Origin of the sequence: Acinetobacter sp. TSRC1-2 (genome assembly GCF_049895885.1) — a bacterium.
In the GTDB taxonomy this organism is placed as follows: domain Bacteria; phylum Pseudomonadota; class Gammaproteobacteria; order Pseudomonadales; family Moraxellaceae; genus Acinetobacter.
On the sequence record NZ_JAFCTF010000010.1, the window covers coordinates 51048 to 70623 of the forward strand.

A 19576-nucleotide genomic window follows, 5' to 3' on the forward strand; every position below is an offset into this window, starting at 1 on the left:
ATGTTATACACAATGTCGTGAGCTAAAAAAATGTTCACCTTTGTGTCTAAATGTAAGGCATATTTGAGGTAATACACAAATGTATCTTGCCTCCATGAGTTGAGTAAACCATCGTGAAAAATTCGAACAAGTCTTTAATGCATGTGCTAGGTATTTCTATCTTACTTAGCATGAGTTCAACCAGTTTTGCAGAACTGGTCATGAATGCTTCTGGAGGCACAGGTCAAGCTGCTTTAAATTGGTCTTCTGAAGATGCCAAACAATTACTCAATGGCGATGGTTCGGCATTGAGCGAGGAACCAACGCCACAAGGTTCAACTAAAATTACCACTTCGGTGCGTAGTTCTAATGGTGTAGTAAGTTATTCTGCGCCTAAAACTGTACAAATTTTAGATAGTTCAGGTTATAGCAATCAACCTTCAGTTAATGCCCGTGCTGCTTTAGTCATGGACGGTCAGACTGGTGAGGTTTTGTATAGTAAGAATAGTAATACTGCTTTTCCGATTGCATCGATTACCAAGCTGATGACTGCAGTGGTGATTGCCGATGCACGTTTAAATATGTCGGAAAAAATTACCTTAACTCAAGCGGATTTTTCGTGTTCAGGCTGTAAAAGTTCAAGTTCAACTTTACGCGCTGGCGATAGTATGAATCGTGCGGAAGCACTTTTATTTGCGTTGATGAAGTCTGAGAATCCTGCAGCTTCTGCATTGGCACGCACTTTCCCAGGTGGACGCGCAGCCTTTATCTCTGCAATGAATGCAAAAGCCAAAGCCTTAGGTATGAATTCAACCCATTATTTAGAGTCAACCGGTTTGCATCCAGGAAATGTGGCTTCTGCGCGTGATTTAGGGATTTTGGTCAATACAGCATCCCAATACGGTTTAATTCGTCAATTCTCAACCACACCAAGCTATGACTTTAATTTGGGTTACCGAGTGTTGAAATCAAACAACACCAATGCTTTGGTACGTAACGGGGGCTGGAATATCAATATTTCAAAAACCGGTTATATCAATGAAGCAGGACGTTGTGTAGTCATGCATACCACCTTAAACAATCGTCCAGCGGTGGTGGTACTCTTAGGTGCAGATACTTCTGCTGCACGAACCAATGATGCGACACGCTTAATGAGTTGGGTCAGTCAACTTCCGAAACGTATTTAATTTACAAGTCAAAGATATTCAAACTTTATTTTGAATATCTTCAATTAAAAAAGCCCTGCATTTGCAGGGCTTTTTTAATGACAAGAACGAATTACATATTTGAAAGAATTGAATCTTTTACTTCGTTCATTGTTGCATCAATAGATAACATCACAGCATCAGAACATTGTTTGATGGCAGTATCCGGGTCTTTTAAGCCATTACCTGTAACTGTACAAACAATCACTGAACCTTCTTTAATTTTACCCGCTTTAATGTCACGGATGGCACCACCGACAGATGCTGCAGAAGCAGGTTCTACGAACACGCCTTCGTACATTGAAAGTAGACGCTGTGCTTCAAGAATCTCGGTATCAGTCAGTTCATCAAACCAGCCATTTGAATCACGTACCACTGCTTTAGCATGATTCCAGCTTTGTGGGTTACCAATACGAATCGCTGTTGCTACAGTTTCAGGACTAACCACAGGACCGCCACGCAAGAACGGTGCGGCGCCAGCCGCTTGATAACCCGCCATGATTGGAAGACCAGCAGGTTTAGGACCAGTGAAAGCATCTGTTTCAGCGTCGTAAATGACTTGCTCAAATTGATCGGCAGGCTGGTTAGCGACCGCTTCGGTATAACCCATCCAGTGTGCAGTGATGTTACCCGCGTTACCTACTGGCAAGCAGTGGTAATCAGGTGCACGACCTAAAGCTTCAACGATCTCGTAAGCAATGGTTTTTTGACCTTGCAAACGGTAAGGGTTGATTGAGTTAACAATAGTAACTGGGGCTTGATCAGCTACTTCTTTAACCAGACGCATGCCGTCATCGAAGTTTCCGCGAATTTGCATGGTGATTGCACCGTACATCATTGCCTGTGCCATTTTACCCATGGCAATTTTGCCTTCCGGGATTAAAACGAATGCTTTGATGCCTGCGCGTGCAGCATAAGCGGCAGCGGCAGCTGAGGTGTTGCCGGTAGAGGCACAAATAATGGCTTTAGAGCCTTCTTCAACCGCTTTGGTCACTGCCATGGTCATACCACGGTCTTTAAATGAACCAGTCGGGTTTAAGCCTTCGTACTTCACATAGATTTCAACGTCTTTACCAATAATGCGTGGAATATTCTCAAGCTTAATCAGTGGTGTATTACCTTCACCTAAAGAAATTGCACGAGTGGTTGCAGATACTGGTAAACGGTCGCGATAACGGTCAACTAAACCAGTATAACGATTGGCATTCGACATGATGATGTTCCAATTGTGTGTAGAGCTTGGCAAGGGATAATACTCCCCTCAACCCGATTAATTATCAAGCGATTCTAAACGAATTCGTACAATTTCGCCATGAATGAAAGGCAATGCTTGAATTCGTTGCAGCGCTTCATCCATTTTTGATTCAACGATAGGATCGGTTAAAATCACGATCGGAATCAGGTCTTTTAAGCGCGGTTGTTGCATGATGGCATCAATACTGATTCCGGCACGACTTAAAATAGTCGTCACATCGGCAAGTACGCCCATTTGATCTTCGGCATTAATACGAATGTAGTAACCCGTGGTCATTTGTTCACGCGTTAAAATTGGTAAATCCGTTAAAGCTTCAAAGGCCAATTGCGGAATGGTTCCGGCACCATCTTCGGTATAAATGATATCACGGACAATATCGACTACATCTGCCACCACAGCAGAAGCTGTTGGACCTGCACCTGCGCCAGCACCATAATACAGTGTTGGGCCGACAGCATTGGCCTGTACCAAGACCGCATTTTTCACACCGTTGACATTGGCAATCAGCTGGTCATCTGGAATTAAAGTCGGATGCACACGTAATTCAATTCCGGCATCGGTACGGCGTGCAATACCCAAGTGTTTGATGCGGAAACCCAAGTCTTCGGCATATTTCACATCTTGTGCAGTGACTTTGCCAATCCCTTCAGTAAACACTTTATCAAACTGTAACGGAATACCAAATGCACATGAAGCAAGAATCGTCAGTTTATGTGCAGCATCAATCCCTTCTACGTCAAAGGTAGGATCTGCTTCGGCATAACCCAGTTCTTGCGCTTCTGTCAGCACATCTTCAAAAGCACGACCTTTTTCACGCATTTCACTTAAAATGAAGTTGCCTGTGCCATTAATAATACCTGCCAACCAGTCAATTTTATTGGCAGCCAAGCCTTCACGAATCACTTTGATAATTGGAATGCCGCCGGCAACTGCTGCTTCATAGGCAATCTGCACGGCATTGTCTTCGGCCGCTTTAAATAACTCATTGCCATGTTCAGCCAATAAGGCTTTGTTGGCAGTCACAATATGCTTGCCATGTTTCATGGCTTCCATAATGACTTCATAGGCAGGGTGGATACCGCCCATGACTTCAACCACCACATCGACATCAGGCTGACGAACGATATCGAGCAGATCAGCACTGTGTTTTACAGATTCTGGAAGATCCAAATCAGGACGCGGACGACGTGTACCGACATGGGTAATTTCAATTTCTCGACCGGTGCGACGTCTAATCTCAGCAGCGTTTTCTTTTAAAAGTTTAAGGGCACCACCACCTACAGTACCAAGACCGAGGATTGCCAGACGAACTGGTTTCACGTCACACTCCAATATCTAATCAATTTTAAGCGAACCTAGATCATAGCTAAAAAAAGCATGAGACTCTAGGAAAGAAGTAATTTTATCTTCAACTATAAAAAACAGTAATTTAACGAATAAAAATTAGTTATTTAAACGTTCTACCAATTCGCTAGGAGAAAGATATCCGCCTAAATAAACTCCATCTTCATTGTAAATTGCCGGCGTACCATTTACGCCCATATTTAGACCCAGTTGGTATTGATCTCTCACAGGATTTTTACAGGTCGCTGGCGCAAGAGGTGCACCGGCAATGGCTTGATCGAAAGCAGCCTGACGATCTTCACTACACCAGACGCTTTCCATGGCTGGCATAAACTGTTCGCCACGTGGCCATGCGATATAACGCACTTCAATGCCTTTGGCATTAATTTCGCTCATGTGTTCATGTAGTTTATGGCAATACGGGCAGCTGGCATCGGTAAACACATACACAATATGTTTGGTTTTGCCTTGCGCCTTATAAACTAGAAGATCTTCAGTTTTTAAGCCAGCCAGAAGCTTTTTGTTGGCTGCGGATTGCAGGTTTTCACTGACATTGTGAATTTTACTGTCGCCTAAACGAAGCACGTCGCCCTGAATAATGTATTTACCATCTGCGGTTGCATAAACAGACGACATGCCTTCAAGGTTGACCCAATACAGATTCGGTACTTCAGTGGCTTTAATATCGAGAACTTTGGCGTTGATATTGGCTTTTTTGAAGTGCTGTTGCAGGGTGTTAATCAAACGCTGCTGTGCATTGCGCTCGGAAATATTCGATGCCTGTCCGGTTGCGGGTGCACTAGCAGTTAACGTGCCTTGCTTTTTTTCATCGTTATTTGAGTTGGAACAAGCAGTGATTATCAGGCTGCTTGCCAAGGTGGATGCAATAAAAAATTTTGAGCGGGTAAATGACATAAATAACCCTTTCTTTTAGCTATAGATAAAAATTGGTGGCTTAGCATAACAAAAAAAAAGCCACGCTCGTTAACACTTCTTGGTCTTAGATGATGAATGAAGATCAGGCTAAGCACGCGGGTGATGGGTAGCATGGAGTTGTTGCATTCTAACTTGGGCAACATGGGTATAAATTTGGGTGGTGGATAAATCACTATGACCCAGTAACATCTGAACGACACGTAAGTCTGCGCCATGATTGAGTAAATGGGTGGCAAAGGCATGCCGTAAAGTATGCGGAGAAAGTTCGGCTTGTACGCCTGCTTGTAGCGCATAGCGTTTGATCGCATACCAAAAATTTTGCCGGCTCATAATGCCGCCGTGCTGGGTTAAAAACACATAGTCAGTGGCAGATTTGTATAAACTGGGACGTGCTTGATTGAGATATTTTTCGATCCATTCACAGGCCACTTGTCCTAAAGGCACCAAGCGTTCTTTATTGCCTTTGCCGACAATACGTAAATAGCCCTGTTTTAAATTAATCAGTTCAAGGCGCAAATTAAGTAATTCAGTTACCCGTAATCCACAAGCATAAAGCACTTCAAGCATGGCACGGTCACGTAAACCCAAAGCGGTTTCAATATTGGGTGCATGAATTAAGGCTTCAACTTCTTGTTCAGAAATATCTTTGGGGAGTGAACGCCCAATTTTAGGCGTTTTATGGGTCGCCACAGGATTGTCGGAGCGAAGTTTTTGTTCACGTAAAAATTTATAAAAAGAGCGCAGTGCAGAAAGCGAGCGGGCAATCGAGCGTGGGCTTTTACCTTGTTTGGTTAATGCGAGCAGAACATCGGCCACATCGTCGCTGGACCAATCCGGCATGGACTTGGAATTGCATTCACTACATTGAACCAAATCAGACAGATAGGCATTACGTGTATGCGGACTTACGGTTTGTGCAATTAAATAATCTCGGAAACCCTGTAAAAAACTTAAATGTTCAGGAATGCTCACAGGAGCGGGAATACGAGGTTTTTTATTAAGCATGTCAGTTCTACATTGAATGAAAAATCCAAGTTTTTCTTGGCTCGGATCAATTTAGAACAATTCCTGGCGAATGTCGATGTGAGAGAGCAGATGAGAATTGGAATCAAACCTTACTTGGTAATTATTCTCATTTGTTTGTATACTGTCGAAAATATTTTAGGATTAGATGCGGTGCGTTTATCTGATTTAAAAGTGAAACAAACAGCCATCATCAGCAAAGTCAACAGAACTTTAGATGGCAATCTTGCTCAAAACGATTTGGTCGCAAGCCGTTTAGAGACTCTAGGTTTTGTTCCCGGCACAAAAGTACAGGTCATTACCAAAGGTATTTTTGGTGGAGACCCGATTTTGATTCAAGTTGGATTTACCCGATTCGCACTGCGTAAAGTTGAAGCTGAAAAAATTGAAATTAATCTTGAGGGAGCACCTGCATGAGTGATGCGCTGCGTATTGCCCTGGTAGGTAACCCAAACTGCGGTAAAACATCATTATTTAACCATCTGACCGGTACACGTCAGAAAGTCGCCAACTATGCCGGTGTCACAGTTGAGCGTAAGGTCGGGCAGTTCACATTGCCGTCGAGTAAACCGGTTCGTGTTCTGGATTTACCTGGAACTTATAGCTTGGATGCGACCAGTCCGGATGAAGCGATTACCCGCGACGTGGTGCAAGGCAAAATTGCTGAAGAAGGGCAGCAAGATGCGTTCTTGTGTGTGGTTGATGCCACCAATCTGAAACTGCATTTAGGTTTGGTTTTGGAAATGATCGCGTTGGGTCGTCCGATTCTGCTTGTACTGAACATGATGGATGAAGCACGTCGCCGTGGCATGCAAATCAATACACAAAAATTGGCAGAACGTTTAGGTATTCCGGTGGTGGAAACCGTTGCGGTGCGTAATTCAGGCATTGAAAACCTGATGAATGCGCTCGATCAAGGTAAATATTCGATCCCACATACCGAACTCAGTGGCTTAACTGGCGACAATCATCAGAAAATCAGCACGATTTTGCATGATGTGGTGCATTCAGTCGATCAGGAAGATAAACGCTCTGACTTCCTCGATAAAATATTTTTACATCCTGTTTTAGGCCTAGTTAGCCTCGCACTAATGATGTTTGTGGTTTTCCAGGCAGTATTTGCTTGGGCTGCACCGTTTATGGACGGAATTGAAACGTTTTTTGGCTGGCTCGGTGAATTTGTTGGACAGCATATTTCGCATCCACTCCTGAATAGCTTGGTGGTTGATGGTGTGATTGCAGGGGCAGGTGGTGTGGTGGTGTTCTTGCCACAAATTTTGATTCTGTTCTTCTTTATTTTGGTGTTAGAAGAATCAGGTTATTTACCACGCGCTGCGTTTTTGCTAGATAAACTGATGTTTAAAGCCGGTCTTTCAGGTCGTGCCTTTATTCCGTTGCTTTCCAGTTTTGCCTGTGCGGTACCCGGGATTATGGCAACCCGCAGTATTAGCGACCCACGAGATCGTTTAACCACGATTTTTGTTGCACCGCTGATGACCTGTTCAGCCCGTCTACCGGTATATGCGTTACTTATTGCCGCCTTTATTCCGGAATATATGGTTTGGGGCGTTTTAAACCTGCAAGGTCTGGTGCTGTTTGCTTTATATATGGCCGGGATTGTCAGCGCACTGATTGTATCTTTCATCCTGAAATTCTTTCAAAAAGATAAATCACAACATATGTTGCTGATGGAATTGCCGAGCTACCGTTTTCCTGACGTTAAAAGTATTTGGATTGGTTTGCTGGACCGGGCCAAAATCTTCTTGAAACGTGTTGGTGGCATCATCTTCGCACTTTCGATCTTGCTTTGGTTCTTGTGTACCTTTCCGCAGCCCCCAGAAGGCGCGACTTTACCTGCAATTGATTATTCCCTCGCGGGTATGCTCGGTCATGTGATGCAACCGATTTTTGCTCCGCTGGGCTTTAACTGGCAGATCTGTATTGCCTTGATTCCTGCCATGGCGGCACGTGAAGTTGTAGTAGCTGCACTAGGTACGGTTTATGCCTTGTCTGCAACCGATGATGATGCAATATCGCAAGGTTTGGCATCTATTATTAGCAGTGATGGTCGTCTTGGCTGGTCACTCGCGACCGGTTTATCCCTTTTGGTCTGGTTTATTTACGCGCCTCATTGTCTGGCAACCTTGGCAACGGTAAAACGTGAAACCGGTTCATGGAAAACTGTGAGCTTTATGACGGCTTATTTATTTGGTTTGGCTTATTTGATGTCGTTCCTGACCTATCAAATTGCATCGTACTATTTGGGTTAACTGGACTGGGTTCATGTGACTCAAAATAATCTGCATGGGAGATTGAGATGATTGAAGTTGTAATTGTTGCGGCATTGGTGATTTGGAGTGCGGTTGTGGTCTTCAAGAAAGTGTTTCCTCAGACGGCAAACTCAGTCTTTATGCAGTTGTCCAGTTTTTGTGATAAGCAAGGGTGGTCAACACTGGCCAAATGGTTTAAACCTGTCATGGTTATGGGCTGTGGCGGCAGTTGTGGTTGTTCTGCCACTGAGGACACCGTTAAGACTAAACCAGAAGTCCAAGCGGTAAAATGGAAATAAATTCCGAGTTTTCGTCCAATTTAAAAAAACCGTCTTTTTTATGACGGTTTTTTTACGCGCGGACACAAAAAAGGCGGCATAAAGTCAAAACAGAAAAAGCATTCAAAAGAGCAAAGTGCTAACATTTTGTCAGTTTTAAAACATACCAAGATATGGGGTAAAAATGTTAATTCAACGTGGTGGATTAAAAGTCGTTGCAGGGCTCGGAATTTCAGGTGTTGCAGCAGTAAATTTCTTACATGAAAATGGCTACCGCGTTGCAGTAACAGATTCTCGAAAGACGCCTCCGGGACACGATCAAATTCCAGACGAAGTTCAAACCAGTTTTGGTCAGCTCGATCAAGAGCTGTTATTACAGGCCGAAGAAATCGTAATTAGTCCCGGGCTTGATCCAAAAACTCCTGAAATTCAGGCAGCGGTTACCAAGGGCATTCCTGTGGTGAGCGAAATCCAGATTTTACGCCGTGCCACAGATAAGCCAATTATGGCGATCACCGGTTCAAACGCAAAAAGTACTGTCACCACACTGATTGGCTTAATGGCGAAAGATGCCGGAATTAAGGTGGCAGTCGGTGGCAACCTCGGTCGTCCTGCACTGGATTTAACCAAAGATGATCCTGAACTGTATATCTTGGAACTTTCAAGCTTCCAGTTGGAAACCACATCTAATTTGGCCGCAGAAGTCGCAGTCGTCCTTAATTTGAGTGAAGACCACTTAGACCGTCATGGTGACATGATGGGCTATCACACCGCAAAACATCGCATCTTTCAAGGGGTGAAGAAAGTCGTCTATAACCGTGATGACTCACTGACGCGTCCCTTGGTTCCAGATGCTACACCGATACAAAGTTTTGGTTTAAATGCCCCGGATATGAAGCAATATGGCATCTTAAAAGAAGATGACGGCACAATCTGGTTAGCACGTGGTCGCGAGCGTTTACTGAAAAGTTCCGACATGTACATTCAGGGCACCCACAATGTAGCCAATGCTCTGGCATGCTTGGCGTTGGGCGAGGCGATGGGTTTGCCACTTGAGTCGATGCTTGAAACTTTAAAAACCTTTAAAGGCTTGGAGCACCGCTGTGAATTTGTCAAAGAAGTGAATGGAGTGCGTTATTACAATGACTCCAAAGGCACCAATATTGGCGCAACATTAGCTGCAATTGATGGTTTGGGTGCTGCTATTGAGCCGCAACAGGGCAAATTGGCGATTATTTTAGGTGGTCAGGGTAAAGGACAGGATTTTACTGCCTTACGTGATGCCTTAAGCAAATATGCAAAAGTCGCGGTATTGATTGGTGAAGACCGTTCAGTGATTGAAAAAGCGATTGCAGGGACAACGCTATTGCTTCACGCCGAATCTTTAAAAGAAGCCGTGGAATTATGTCAACAACATACACAAGCCAATGATGTGGTGCTATTGTCACCTGCATGTGCAAGTTTTGATATGTTTAAAGGTTATAGTGAACGTGGACACCAGTTTGTTGAATGTGTGAACACACTTGCTTAGAAGAATGATAAGGAAAGTTGTATGGCTGGGTTAGCTCAGACGACCATAAGTAAAATTAATCAGGTCTATAATGAGTGGGGAGCAAAAATCCCCGCTGAAGTTACGCCACGTAATGTGCTGATTTTTTGTGTGCTTGCTTTACTTTGTATCGGCTCAATCATGGTGGCATCGGCATCGATGCCCTATGCCGACCGTTTACATGAAAATCCGTTTCACTTTGTGATTCGACACGGAATTTCAATTTTAGTGGCAGGCATTGCAGCATTTCTGACTTATAAAGTCTCGCTCAATATCTGGTTCAATAATACCTTTCCCTTGTGGATCATGACCATTCTGTTGCTCGCTGTGGTTTTAGTGGTCGGCACCGAGGTCAATGGTTCAACCCGATGGATTCGTATTGCTGGTTTTACTTTGCAGGCCTCCGAAGTCGCTAAAGTCATGATGGCCATTTTTACCGCTGATTATGTGGTACGCAGGGCACAAGAGGTTCGAAACAACCTTTCCGGCCTGTTCCGCTTAGGTGGAGTCATGGTAATTACCGTCGGTCTAATCCTGGCTGAACCGGACTTGGGGGCAACAGCAGTGATTGTCTTGATGATTTTGGGGGTGTTCTTTTTAGCAGGAGCCCCACCGATTCAGTTCATTGGTTTCATGCTGGCAATTATCCTGGGTTTAGGAGCTGCGATTATCTTTGAGCCCTACCGCTTACAACGGGCTTTGTCTTTTACCGATCCTTGGGCTGACCCCTTAGGTACAGGTTATCAGCTTTCCAATGCACTGATGGCCTTTGGTCGGGGTGAATGGGCCGGGGTGGGTCTAGGACACAGTATCCAGAAAATGTCTTATCTTCCTGAAGCGCATACCGACTTTATGTTGGCGATTTTAGGTGAAGAGTTTGGCTTCCTTGGGATCAGCACCGTATTGATCTTGTCCTTCGTGATGCTGTTATGTTGTATCAAAATTGGTCATCGTGCTTTGCAGCATCAATATTTACGCGCAGGCTATTTGGCCTATGGCATCAGCATTATTTTCCTGCTGCAAATTTTGGTGAATGCAGGGATGAATATGGGGATGCTGCCAACCAAAGGTTTGACCCTGCCGTTTATCAGTTATGGCGGTTCATCGTTAATTATGTGTGCCGTGATGATCAGCTTAGTGCTGAAAATTGATGCCACCACCCAAAAAGCCAACCCAAGTAAAGAAGAGTCAAGCTTCTAGCTTTAATTCTGACTCTCAATCCTGCTGAGCATGGTTTAACACTGTGCTTGGCATTTCAGTGCCACAATGCAGACATTTCACAAATTCTGCTTTTGCTTTTGAAAGAGGAATCAGTGGGATAAAAAATAAAGAAAAATAATTACGCTGTTGTTTTAACTCATATGCACTTCTAGTTCTGCATACCGGACAAAGGAACTGACTTTTCTCGACGACTTTGGTCTTCGGACCCATTCCAAAAATAAAAAACATAGACTGAACTCTTTTTAAGTTTTGTCTTTTAGCTTAGCGCATTTTCGATTTTATAAATAAGTGCCTTGCAGTTCTATTGTGTGTGGAATCTGTTGTATATCCCACTGCGCGATAGCTTGCTTGAGCATACGTTCTGGGGTGTCTAAATCAACTTCCGCTTGATGCAAGGCGTGAATCGCTTGTTGGAGTAATTCAGGTGCGCGGTTGAGATCGAGCGCTTGCGCCATATTTTGTTTAGAGAGCTTTTGTCCCTGATCGTTCATTGCCAAGGGCAGGTGTATATATTCAAGTTTGGGATAGCCCAGTATCGAACCGAGCCATATTTGCCGTTCAGTGTTATCCAGTAGGTCTGCACCACGAACCACATGGGTTATGCCTTGCAGATAATCATCGACCACCACAGCCAGTTGATAGTTCATAATGCCATCACGGCGCTTGAGCACGAAATCACCTAGATCGTATTGCAGATTGGAACAGTGTGTACCTTGCAGACGATCGCTGAAGCAAATTTCTTGATCGGATACTTGGACACGAATGGCTTGCTGCTCAAAAGGCAGCTTTAAATCGCGGCAAGTTCCGGCATAGATATGATTGGAACCCAATATTTTGCGGGTACATTGACAGGCATAAACCAGATGCTTTTGATGCAATTGATCAATGACAGCATCGTAGATGTCTAAGCGGTCTTTTTGGAAAATGATTTCTGCATCAGCTTCAAATTGAAAGGCTTCAAGTGAACGCAGGATATGCGTTTCACTGCCGGGATAAATACGCGGAATGTCGGTATCTTCAATCCGAACCAGCCATTTACCCTTATGTGCACGTGCATCGCAATAACTGGCCACAGCGGTGATGAGTGAGCCAAAATGCAAAGGGCCGGTTGGCGATGGCGCAAACCGACCTGAGTAGCGAGTCAGCGAAACATCGTTTCGCCGCTGCGCAAGAGCCATCCTGTTATCCCCCTCCTTTATTAAAGGAGGAGTTAGAGGAGGATTATTAAGCATAAACTGTAATTAACCGTTATTTTGCTTCTCTTTGATCTCTGCTAAAGTTTTGCAGTCAATACAAAGGGTTGCAGTTGGACGCGCTTCAAGACGGCGCAGACCAATTTCAATACCACACGTTTCACAGAAACCATAGTCATCGTTTTTAATCGCTTCAATTGATTGCTCAATTTTACGAATTAATTTACGTTCACGGTCACGTGTACGGAGTTCAATTGCAAACTCTTCTTCTTGTGTCGCACGGTCATTTACATCAGGCAATGCAGTATTTTCATCCTGCATGGTGTTTAAAGTACGATCCACTTCAGACATCAGCTCTTCTTTCCATGCCAAAAGAATTTGGCGGAAATGTTCAAGCTGTCCTTCGGACATGTATTCTTCATTTTTTTTCGGCTGATAAGGTGCAATACCAAATAAGCTAGCAGTAGAACCACTTTCTGACGCTTTTGGCTTGGTTTTTCGCACACGTTTTGTAGATTTTTCGTCTACAACATCAGTTTGTTCGTCCAAGACTTGATTTTGGTTGTCATTCGCCATTTAGGGCATTCCTCATCATATACGTACTATCTATACGCAAAAAATATGGTGATATGCAAGTGTTTTTATCCAACCCTCAGGAGATTCTCCTTCGAGGGCCGTCATCATATAGACTTTTTATACTTTTTGATAGTCTTTGATGTCTGGATTCCATCTATCACGCTTTCTTTTGAAGCCATAAAATAATAGAAAAAAAGCAAAATGAAAAGTTAATAACCCGAAATTTCAACATTAATTGTTTGCTGCAACTTTTCGGTACGATGAATCTCAGTTTGTAACTCGCCATTTGCTTTCAAATGTAATACACGAAACCCCGGTGCTTCCTCATCTAGAGCAAAATCCTCACTTAAAGGTCTGAACTGGACACAGGTTGAAGGTGTTGAAAAAAACTGAATATTTTTCCATTCATTCAAGGAGTCTTGATGAACATGACCACTTACGACCGCTTTCACATTACTGTGTCTGGCTAAAATATCGGTTAAATTTTCAGTGTTTTTCAATTTATGTTGATCAATCCATTTTGATTTCATATCGAAAGGATGATGATGACATGCCACAAGCACAAATTGCTGTTGGAATTTAGATAAAATTTGATCGAGTTGTTGCAGTTGCGCTTCCTCAATCCAGCCATCAGTTTTGTCACGCACAGCGCTATTTAATAACACGATGCTCCACCTGCCAAAATGAATCACATGAACCTGATTTTGATTATGGTAGAAAGGGAACAGGTCAATATTGTCATGATTTCCGGGGATTTGATAAAACGGGATCCCTAAACTCTGCATAAATTCCAAATAACGAGTATAGGTTTCTTTCACTGGCACTTGGGCTAAATCACCAGTATGAATAATGGCATCTGCATTTGGATATTGCTGCTGAATTTGTTTCATTACGGCATGAAAGCTATGTTCAGGATTCATATGCACAAATTCTAAATCTTCCTGATTCATCAAATGTGTATCTGAAATTTGAATAATGGTCCAGTCTTGCTGGGTTTCATGGCAATTGGATACAATCATGTCTGACTCCTTAGACATTTCTTGTAGCTTTAATATGTTGTTGCAACCATTGCAATGCCATAATAACCGGTGCATTTCTTAATCGACCATTGGTGAGTAGATTTGCAATTTCACTGTAGTCAATCAGATGCAATTGAATATTTTCGCCTTCATCTGGCATCCCAAATACACCGCCTTGTTGAGGAAGATTGACTTGTGCACTGTATAAATGGAACAGTTCTGAGCAGGCACCGGCAGATGGATAAAAGCTGAATAGATGCTGTAATTCATTAATTTCACAGCCTGATTCTTCTAGACTCTCACGGCATATGCAGCTTTCAGGCGATTCATCACCATCCAGTACCCCGGCAATCACTTCCAGTTGCCAGGGTGAATCTGAATCATCCATCGCGCCGACACGGAATTGTTCAATTAAGGCAAATTTTTGTTGGGCATCATCATAAATCAGCACACCAGCAGCTTCAGGTCGGTGAATGAGTTCACGTTGAATGGTGGGCGTGTATTCAGTCTGATTAAATAAACGATGTCGGAGACTGACTTTTTCAACCTGAATGAAGCCGCGGAAAAGATATTCGCGTGACTGAATTTTGACTTCGTCGCTGTTATATGTTGCTTGCCTAATAATATTCATATAGCTCAGTCAGGATGAAAAGCAAGCACTCATCCTAACTGAGAATTTCATGAAAATAAAAGACTTTTTTTACCAAATTACAGCTTGTGGTACAATTTCTGACCATGTTTCTGATAAGTGGTTTTCATGGTTTCGAATCCTGCTTCTATCTCCGCATTTTGTTCTTGCCTATGTTCTGCATTGCTTTGATTTTTCGCATAATCTCTCACATTTTGGGTGATTTTCATGGAGCAGAACTTTGGTCCGCACATCGAACAAAAGTGCGCTGATTTATGGGCTTCCTTGGGCATGGTTTCATCATGCATGCTGCGTGCGGTATCGGGGTCAAGACTCAAGTTAAACTGGTCTTCCCAGCGGAATTCGAAACGTGCTTTAGACAAGGCATTGTCACGCACCTGTGAACCCGGATGACCTTTGGCCAGATCGGCAGCATGTGCGGCAATTTTATAGGTGATGATACCATCTTTAACATCTTTCTTATTTGGTAAACCTAAATGTTCTTTTGGTGTGACATAGCACAGCATGGCTGTGCCGTACCAGCCAATCATCGCGGCACCAATTGCTGAAGTAATATGGTCATAACCTGGAGCAATATCCGTGGTTAAAGGCCCAAGGGTATAAAAAGGCGCTTCTTGGCAGACTTCAAGTTGCAGGTCCATATTTTCCTTAATCATATGCATCGGCACATGTCCCGGACCTTCAATCATGACTTGCACATCATGTTGCCACGCGCGATGCGTCAGTTCGCCCAAGGTACGCAGTTCACTAAACTGGGCTTCGTCATTGGCATCCTGAATACAGCCCGGACGTAAGCCATCGCCTAAACTGAACGATACGTCATAGGCTTTCATGATTTCGCAGATTTCATCGAAATGGGTATACAGGAAGTTTTCTTGATGATGGGCAAGGCACCACTGCGCCATGATGGATCCACCACGCGAGACAATCCCGGTTAAGCGGTTTGCCGTGAGCGGAACATAACGAAGCAGTACGCCTGCATGAATGGTAAAGTAATCTACACCTTGTTCAGCCTGTTCAATCAACGTGTCTTTAAAGATTTCCCAAGTTAAATCTTCGGCCACACCATCGACTTTTTCCAGTGCTTGATAGATCGGAACCGTGCCAATCGGAACAGGCGAGTTACGGATAATCCATTCACGGGTTTCATGGATATTTTTGCCGGTCGATAAATCCATGATGGTGTCTGCGCCCCAGCGGGTCGCCCAGGTCATTTTCGCTACTTCTTCATCAATGCTTGAACCGAGTGCAGAGTTACCGATGTTGGCATTAATCTTAACCAAGAAATTACGCCCAATAATCATCGGTTCAATTTCAGGATGGTTAATATTGGCCGGAATAATCGCGCGTCCTTCAGCGACTTCCTGACGCACAAATTCAGGGGTAATTTCAGTCAGGTTTTTCGCCCCGAAGTTTTGACCAACATGTTGACGTGCATCGACCCCCTCAAGCTGGCGCTGATTTTCACGGATGGCGATATATTCCATTTCAGGGGTAATGATGCCCTGACGTGCATAATGCATTTGGGTGACATTTTTGCCCGATTTGGCACGACGCGGTTTTTGAATATGGGCAAAGCGAATCTGTGCCGTGCGAATATCTTTTAGACGTTCTTGTCCAAAGGCAGAGGTTAGCGTATTTAAACGTTCTGTATCTTGACGTTCTTCAATCCAAGCTTCACGCACATTGGGTAAACCTTTATTCAGGTCAATTGCAATTTGAGGGTCGGTATACACACCTGAAGTGTCATAAACCAGAATATCAGGATTCTGTTCGCCGCCTAAGCCGGTCGGGGTATCGGTCAGTTCAATGGCACGCATGGGTACTTGAATGTCAGCGCGAGAGCCTTGGATATAGACTTTTTTTGAAGCGGGTAAAATACGGGTGAGATCTTTAGCATCTTGCTCGTGTTGAGCAGAAATATCTGTTGCAGATAGATTCGTTAACTGGTTCATTGCAATGATCCTTATGAATGACATCAACGAATCAAGCACGACCAAAAACGTGGCAGATTTATCTGGTTTAATTCATTAGAAAATCAACCAACAGATAAATTAAGGGCTTCAGTTTTTAGATGCTTGATTCCTACGCAGGTTCTAGCCTGATCAGGTTCAACGGTACTCGTGCTTAAGTTCTTTATAGAAAAAACCGACACAATCTCAGCGAGGAATTACTCGCGCTCCGTCAAGCGATGGACAGATATTAACATGCCCAACCACTAAAAAACATTCACATTAAATATCGCTTTTAGGGCGTTCTATAAATTTTTAATTTAAAGCAAAGATTAAAGGCATACTGAATCACTAAAACAATCACGTGTTTTAGACAGGCTTAAATTCTGTAAACCTAAATATTGGTCTAACTGTTTGAGTGTGAGCTGATTTTCAGACATCGACTGTTGTTGTTGTTGTTTTGGACTTAATTGAAGTGGAATTTCTTTTAAGCGCTGCTGTTCAGATAATTGTAGAAATTGCAGAAATTTTTTAGCTTGAAGCGCTAAATACGAATTTTTGACCCGAGCTAATTTTTCAATTTCATCCAGCGAACTACTTTGAATTGAATATTTATCAGTATAAGTGTCAGAGACAGGCGAGTCGTTCATACCTTTAAATAAAAACTGGGTATACATGTGCAACAGGTACTCTGCATCTTTGCGATAGCTACTTTTAGGATATTGATTTAAATATTCTTCCCAAAATAAGGCACGAGTGGCAATCTCATGCGGCTCAATCATTAAGGTGTCTTCAACAAACACCGGCATCATATTCTGTGTTGCCAAATTTTCGATAAAAACTTGTTCTGCTTGAGGCATATAGGGAGCAAAAATTTTGGCTAAATATTCAGGACTACGACGATAATTGACTAAACCTTTGCCTGCATCGAACAGCTCGATATAGGCTTGCCCCTTGTGCTTTAATAAATATTGGTCACGTAAAGTCAGTTGTTCAAAATGGTTTTGTTGAATCGTAGGATGCTGTGCCAGATCAAAAGCATAAGCTTCAAAAGCCACTTGTTGTGACGGTGTTCTATTCACTGTCAGGAAGTTGTTATACATTTGATTGGACAGTACTAACAAATGCTGTTGTTCGGCAAATGTAGACAGCGGTAAGCATAATTTTAAATCTTGATTGATCTGTTCTAATGCAAAAGTGGTACGTTCCGCATTAATTTCCGCCATATTATTTTCAATATTTTTGCATAATAAAGATAAATCCACCGTTTCCTCTTGCTGCGATTGTTTTTGTACCTGTTCTGGAATAGGCTGTGGTTCAGGTTTTTGACAGCCGAGCAAAAGCATCAAAATGACAAACGGCAGGCATTTCTTTACAGAGAATTTTTTTTTGAAAGGCACGGTCATTATATATCTGGATAAATGCAGCAATGTTTTTGGTGGGTTGCGGCTATTTTATCGCTAAAAAGGATTTTGTCTGTGTAGTATTGTGAGGGAGTTTAGTTACCTGCTGTGACCATTGACTAGCATTTGACAGATAAATGGATAGAGCATGGGGAAGTTGTAAAAATTAATAAAAATCATACGGAAAATCAAAGATATCATTCTAATATTATGTAGTTTTCTTTGAACGAGGCGTGTTTGCAGATGGTCTGGTACGGTGCAGGGATTTAGCATAAAAAATGAATATAAAAACAGTCATCAGTGCATGTGTTTTGCTTGTAAGTCCGTGCAGTTATGCTTTGGATTTGGTTGAGGCTTATCAACGTGCAAAAAGTACTGATCCAAACTGGCAAGCCAATCTTTTACAGTATGAGGCGGACCAATTAAATCTGGGGATTGCGAAAGGAAATTTGCTTCCAACGATTACTGTTTCTGGAAATGTCACACGAAAAAGCCAAGATGCGAACCAGACCAGTATTCCTGGTTTTCCTCAGGACGCATTTAGTACATCTTCCTCAACGACTAAACAAATTGCCATGACCGCACGGCAACCGATCTTCCGTTGGGATGCGTGGGAAGGTTTAAAGCAAGTTAAGACTTCGGTCAGTTTGAGTGAAGTCAACTTACAATTACAACGCCAGGAACATATTTTAAATGTTTCTGAATCTTATTTTAATGTGTTACGTCAACAGAGTTTAACCACTGCAAATCTACAAGAAGAAAAGGCCTTGTTGGAACAGCTCAATGTCATGAATGCAAAATTGCGCGAAGGTCTGGTTGCAAAAAGTGATGTCAGTGAAGCCAATGCGCAATATGAAAGTGCAAGAGCGAATCGTATTGCCACTCAGGTGCAATTGATTTTGGCACAAGAGCAACTGGCCCAAATCATTGGGCCCTATCGTGAAAACTTGGCAGTACTCAGAGACGACTTTCAATTTCAAAAACCGTATCCTGCTGATTTAGCGGCTTGGACGGCTTTAGCACAAAGCCAGAATCTTTCCATTCAGCAAGCCCGGATTCAACAGCGTTATGCAGAGGATCAGAAACGGATAGAAAAAGCCGCTTTATATCCGCAAATTGAAGCAGTAGGCACTTATGGGTATGCCAAGCAGTCGCCGCAAAATGTCATATCCAGTGATGGTCAGTTTGATCAGCTGGGTGTTGAAATAAACTGGAATGTGTATAACGGTGGGCGCACGCAAAAATCCATTCAAAAAGCCGCAGTGAATGTGAAAAAAAGTGAGGCCCAGCTGGATGCTGCCATTCGTAAAGCCAATATCGATGTAAAAAAATCCTATATGCAGGTAGAAACCGATCAAGCCAAACTACAAGCGCGTAAAGCGGCCATGGATTCCGCCAGTATTGTTTCTCAAGCTTCTAAAGCACAGTATCAGGAAGGCTTGAAAACCATGGTAGATGTGCTTTTAGCGCAACGAAATGCTTTTTCTGCCAAGCAGGATTACTTAAATGCACAATATGATTACTTAATTAATGTGCTACGTTTGAAAGCTGCTGTTGGCAAATTAACAGAACAGGATGTTGAAGCAATGAATGCTTGGCTGATCGATAAAGCAGCCAAACCAGCCAGCTAAAAATTTGGATGTTTGTCATCAAAGCTTCATATTAGATATGATTTAATATTGACCAAGATTTTTAATACTAAAATTGCTGTTGTGGAGTACGCC

18 protein-coding genes and 1 riboswitch are annotated in these 19576 nt (G+C 43.0%); of the genes, 7 read left to right on the forward strand and 11 right to left on the reverse strand.

What is annotated here, in order from left to right:
• Nucleotides 1–113 precede the first annotated feature (113 nt).
• Nucleotides 114–1166 carry a D-alanyl-D-alanine endopeptidase PBP7/8 gene (pbpG, locus tag ACP69Y_RS11340; protein ID WP_425918491.1) on the forward strand — a complete coding sequence of 351 codons (1053 nt, stop codon included), beginning with the start codon at nucleotides 114–116 and terminating at the stop codon, nucleotides 1164–1166.
• Between the two features lie 91 nt (nucleotides 1167–1257).
• Here pbpG and thrC read toward each other — a convergent pair whose 3' ends face one another.
• The 4 genes from thrC to xerD all read right to left on the reverse strand — a co-directional run bounded on the left by thrC (nucleotide 1258) and on the right by xerD (nucleotide 5724).
• Nucleotides 1258–2397 carry a threonine synthase gene (thrC, locus tag ACP69Y_RS11345; protein ID WP_425918492.1) on the reverse strand — a complete coding sequence of 380 codons (1140 nt, stop codon included), beginning with the start codon at nucleotides 2395–2397 and terminating at the stop codon, nucleotides 1258–1260.
• Nucleotides 2398–2454: 57 nt separating this feature from the next.
• A complete protein-coding gene (locus ACP69Y_RS11350) occupies nucleotides 2455–3759 on the reverse strand; it encodes a homoserine dehydrogenase (RefSeq protein WP_425918493.1) in 1305 nt (434 codons plus the stop codon).
• Nucleotides 3760–3882: 123 nt separating this feature from the next.
• Nucleotides 3883–4698, reverse strand: coding sequence for a DsbC family protein (locus tag ACP69Y_RS11355; RefSeq protein ID WP_425918494.1), 816 nt, complete (start codon nucleotides 4696–4698; stop codon nucleotides 3883–3885).
• Nucleotides 4699–4806: 108 nt separating this feature from the next.
• On the reverse strand, nucleotides 4807–5724 hold the full coding sequence (gene xerD / locus ACP69Y_RS11360) for a site-specific tyrosine recombinase XerD (RefSeq protein ID WP_425918495.1): 918 nt from the start codon (nucleotides 5722–5724) through the stop codon (nucleotides 4807–4809).
• Nucleotides 5725–5895: 171 nt separating this feature from the next.
• Between xerD and ACP69Y_RS11365 the strand changes: the two genes are divergently transcribed.
• From ACP69Y_RS11365 to ftsW, 5 genes are all read left to right on the forward strand, one after another.
• The gene (locus tag ACP69Y_RS11365) at nucleotides 5896–6159 is read left to right on the forward strand and encodes a FeoA family protein (RefSeq protein ID WP_425918560.1); all 264 of its coding nucleotides are present in this window, start codon (nucleotides 5896–5898) and stop codon (nucleotides 6157–6159) included.
• On the forward strand, nucleotides 6156–8012 hold the full coding sequence (gene feoB / locus ACP69Y_RS11370; RefSeq protein ID WP_425918496.1) for a ferrous iron transporter B: 1857 nt from the start codon (nucleotides 6156–6158) through the stop codon (nucleotides 8010–8012). Before ACP69Y_RS11365 ends, feoB begins: the two co-directional genes overlap by 4 nt.
• Before the next feature lie 47 nt (nucleotides 8013–8059).
• Nucleotides 8060–8311 (forward strand): DUF6587 family protein, encoded by a 252-nt coding sequence (locus tag ACP69Y_RS11375; RefSeq protein WP_425918497.1) that lies wholly within the window; start codon nucleotides 8060–8062, stop codon nucleotides 8309–8311.
• A gap of 163 nt (nucleotides 8312–8474) precedes the next feature.
• Complete coding sequence (murD, locus tag ACP69Y_RS11380; protein ID WP_425918498.1) at nucleotides 8475–9821, forward strand: UDP-N-acetylmuramoyl-L-alanine--D-glutamate ligase; 1347 nt, start codon at nucleotides 8475–8477, stop codon at nucleotides 9819–9821.
• 21 nt (nucleotides 9822–9842) lie between these two features.
• Nucleotides 9843–11039: a putative lipid II flippase FtsW gene (gene ftsW / locus ACP69Y_RS11385; protein ID WP_425918499.1), complete on the forward strand. Its 1197-nt coding sequence runs from the start codon at nucleotides 9843–9845 to the stop codon at nucleotides 11037–11039.
• A gap of 15 nt (nucleotides 11040–11054) precedes the next feature.
• Here ftsW and ACP69Y_RS11390 read toward each other — a convergent pair whose 3' ends face one another.
• The 7 genes from ACP69Y_RS11390 to ACP69Y_RS11420 form a co-directional block, all read right to left on the reverse strand.
• Nucleotides 11055–11288 carry a zinc-ribbon domain-containing protein gene (locus ACP69Y_RS11390; protein ID WP_425918500.1) on the reverse strand — a complete coding sequence of 78 codons (234 nt, stop codon included), beginning with the start codon at nucleotides 11286–11288 and terminating at the stop codon, nucleotides 11055–11057.
• A 50-nt stretch (nucleotides 11289–11338) separates the two neighbouring features.
• Nucleotides 11339–12292, reverse strand: a complete 954-nt coding sequence (gene gluQRS / locus ACP69Y_RS11395; RefSeq protein ID WP_425918501.1) for a tRNA glutamyl-Q(34) synthetase GluQRS — start codon at nucleotides 12290–12292, stop codon at nucleotides 11339–11341.
• A 9-nt stretch (nucleotides 12293–12301) separates the two neighbouring features.
• Nucleotides 12302–12829, reverse strand: coding sequence for an RNA polymerase-binding protein DksA (gene dksA / locus ACP69Y_RS11400; protein ID WP_067722416.1), 528 nt, complete (start codon nucleotides 12827–12829; stop codon nucleotides 12302–12304).
• Nucleotides 12830–13038: 209 nt separating this feature from the next.
• Nucleotides 13039–13848: a 3',5'-cyclic-AMP phosphodiesterase gene (gene cpdA / locus ACP69Y_RS11405; protein WP_425918502.1), complete on the reverse strand. Its 810-nt coding sequence runs from the start codon at nucleotides 13846–13848 to the stop codon at nucleotides 13039–13041.
• 10 nt (nucleotides 13849–13858) lie between these two features.
• Nucleotides 13859–14479: an NUDIX domain-containing protein gene (locus ACP69Y_RS11410; protein WP_425918503.1), complete on the reverse strand. Its 621-nt coding sequence runs from the start codon at nucleotides 14477–14479 to the stop codon at nucleotides 13859–13861.
• Between the two features lie 77 nt (nucleotides 14480–14556).
• Complete coding sequence (thiC, locus tag ACP69Y_RS11415) at nucleotides 14557–16452, reverse strand: phosphomethylpyrimidine synthase ThiC (protein WP_425918504.1); 1896 nt, start codon at nucleotides 16450–16452, stop codon at nucleotides 14557–14559.
• Between the two features lie 110 nt (nucleotides 16453–16562).
• Nucleotides 16563–16691: riboswitch (TPP riboswitch) on the reverse strand.
• Nucleotides 16692–16781: 90 nt separating this feature from the next.
• The gene (locus ACP69Y_RS11420) at nucleotides 16782–17855 is read right to left on the reverse strand and encodes a hypothetical protein (protein ID WP_425918505.1); all 1074 of its coding nucleotides are present in this window, start codon (nucleotides 17853–17855) and stop codon (nucleotides 16782–16784) included.
• A 275-nt stretch (nucleotides 17856–18130) separates the two neighbouring features.
• Between ACP69Y_RS11420 and ACP69Y_RS11425 the strand changes: the two genes are divergently transcribed.
• Entirely contained in the window at nucleotides 18131–19483 is a 1353-nt protein-coding gene (locus tag ACP69Y_RS11425) for a TolC family outer membrane protein (protein ID WP_425918506.1), read from the forward strand.
• Nucleotides 19484–19576: the final 93 nt, after the last annotated feature.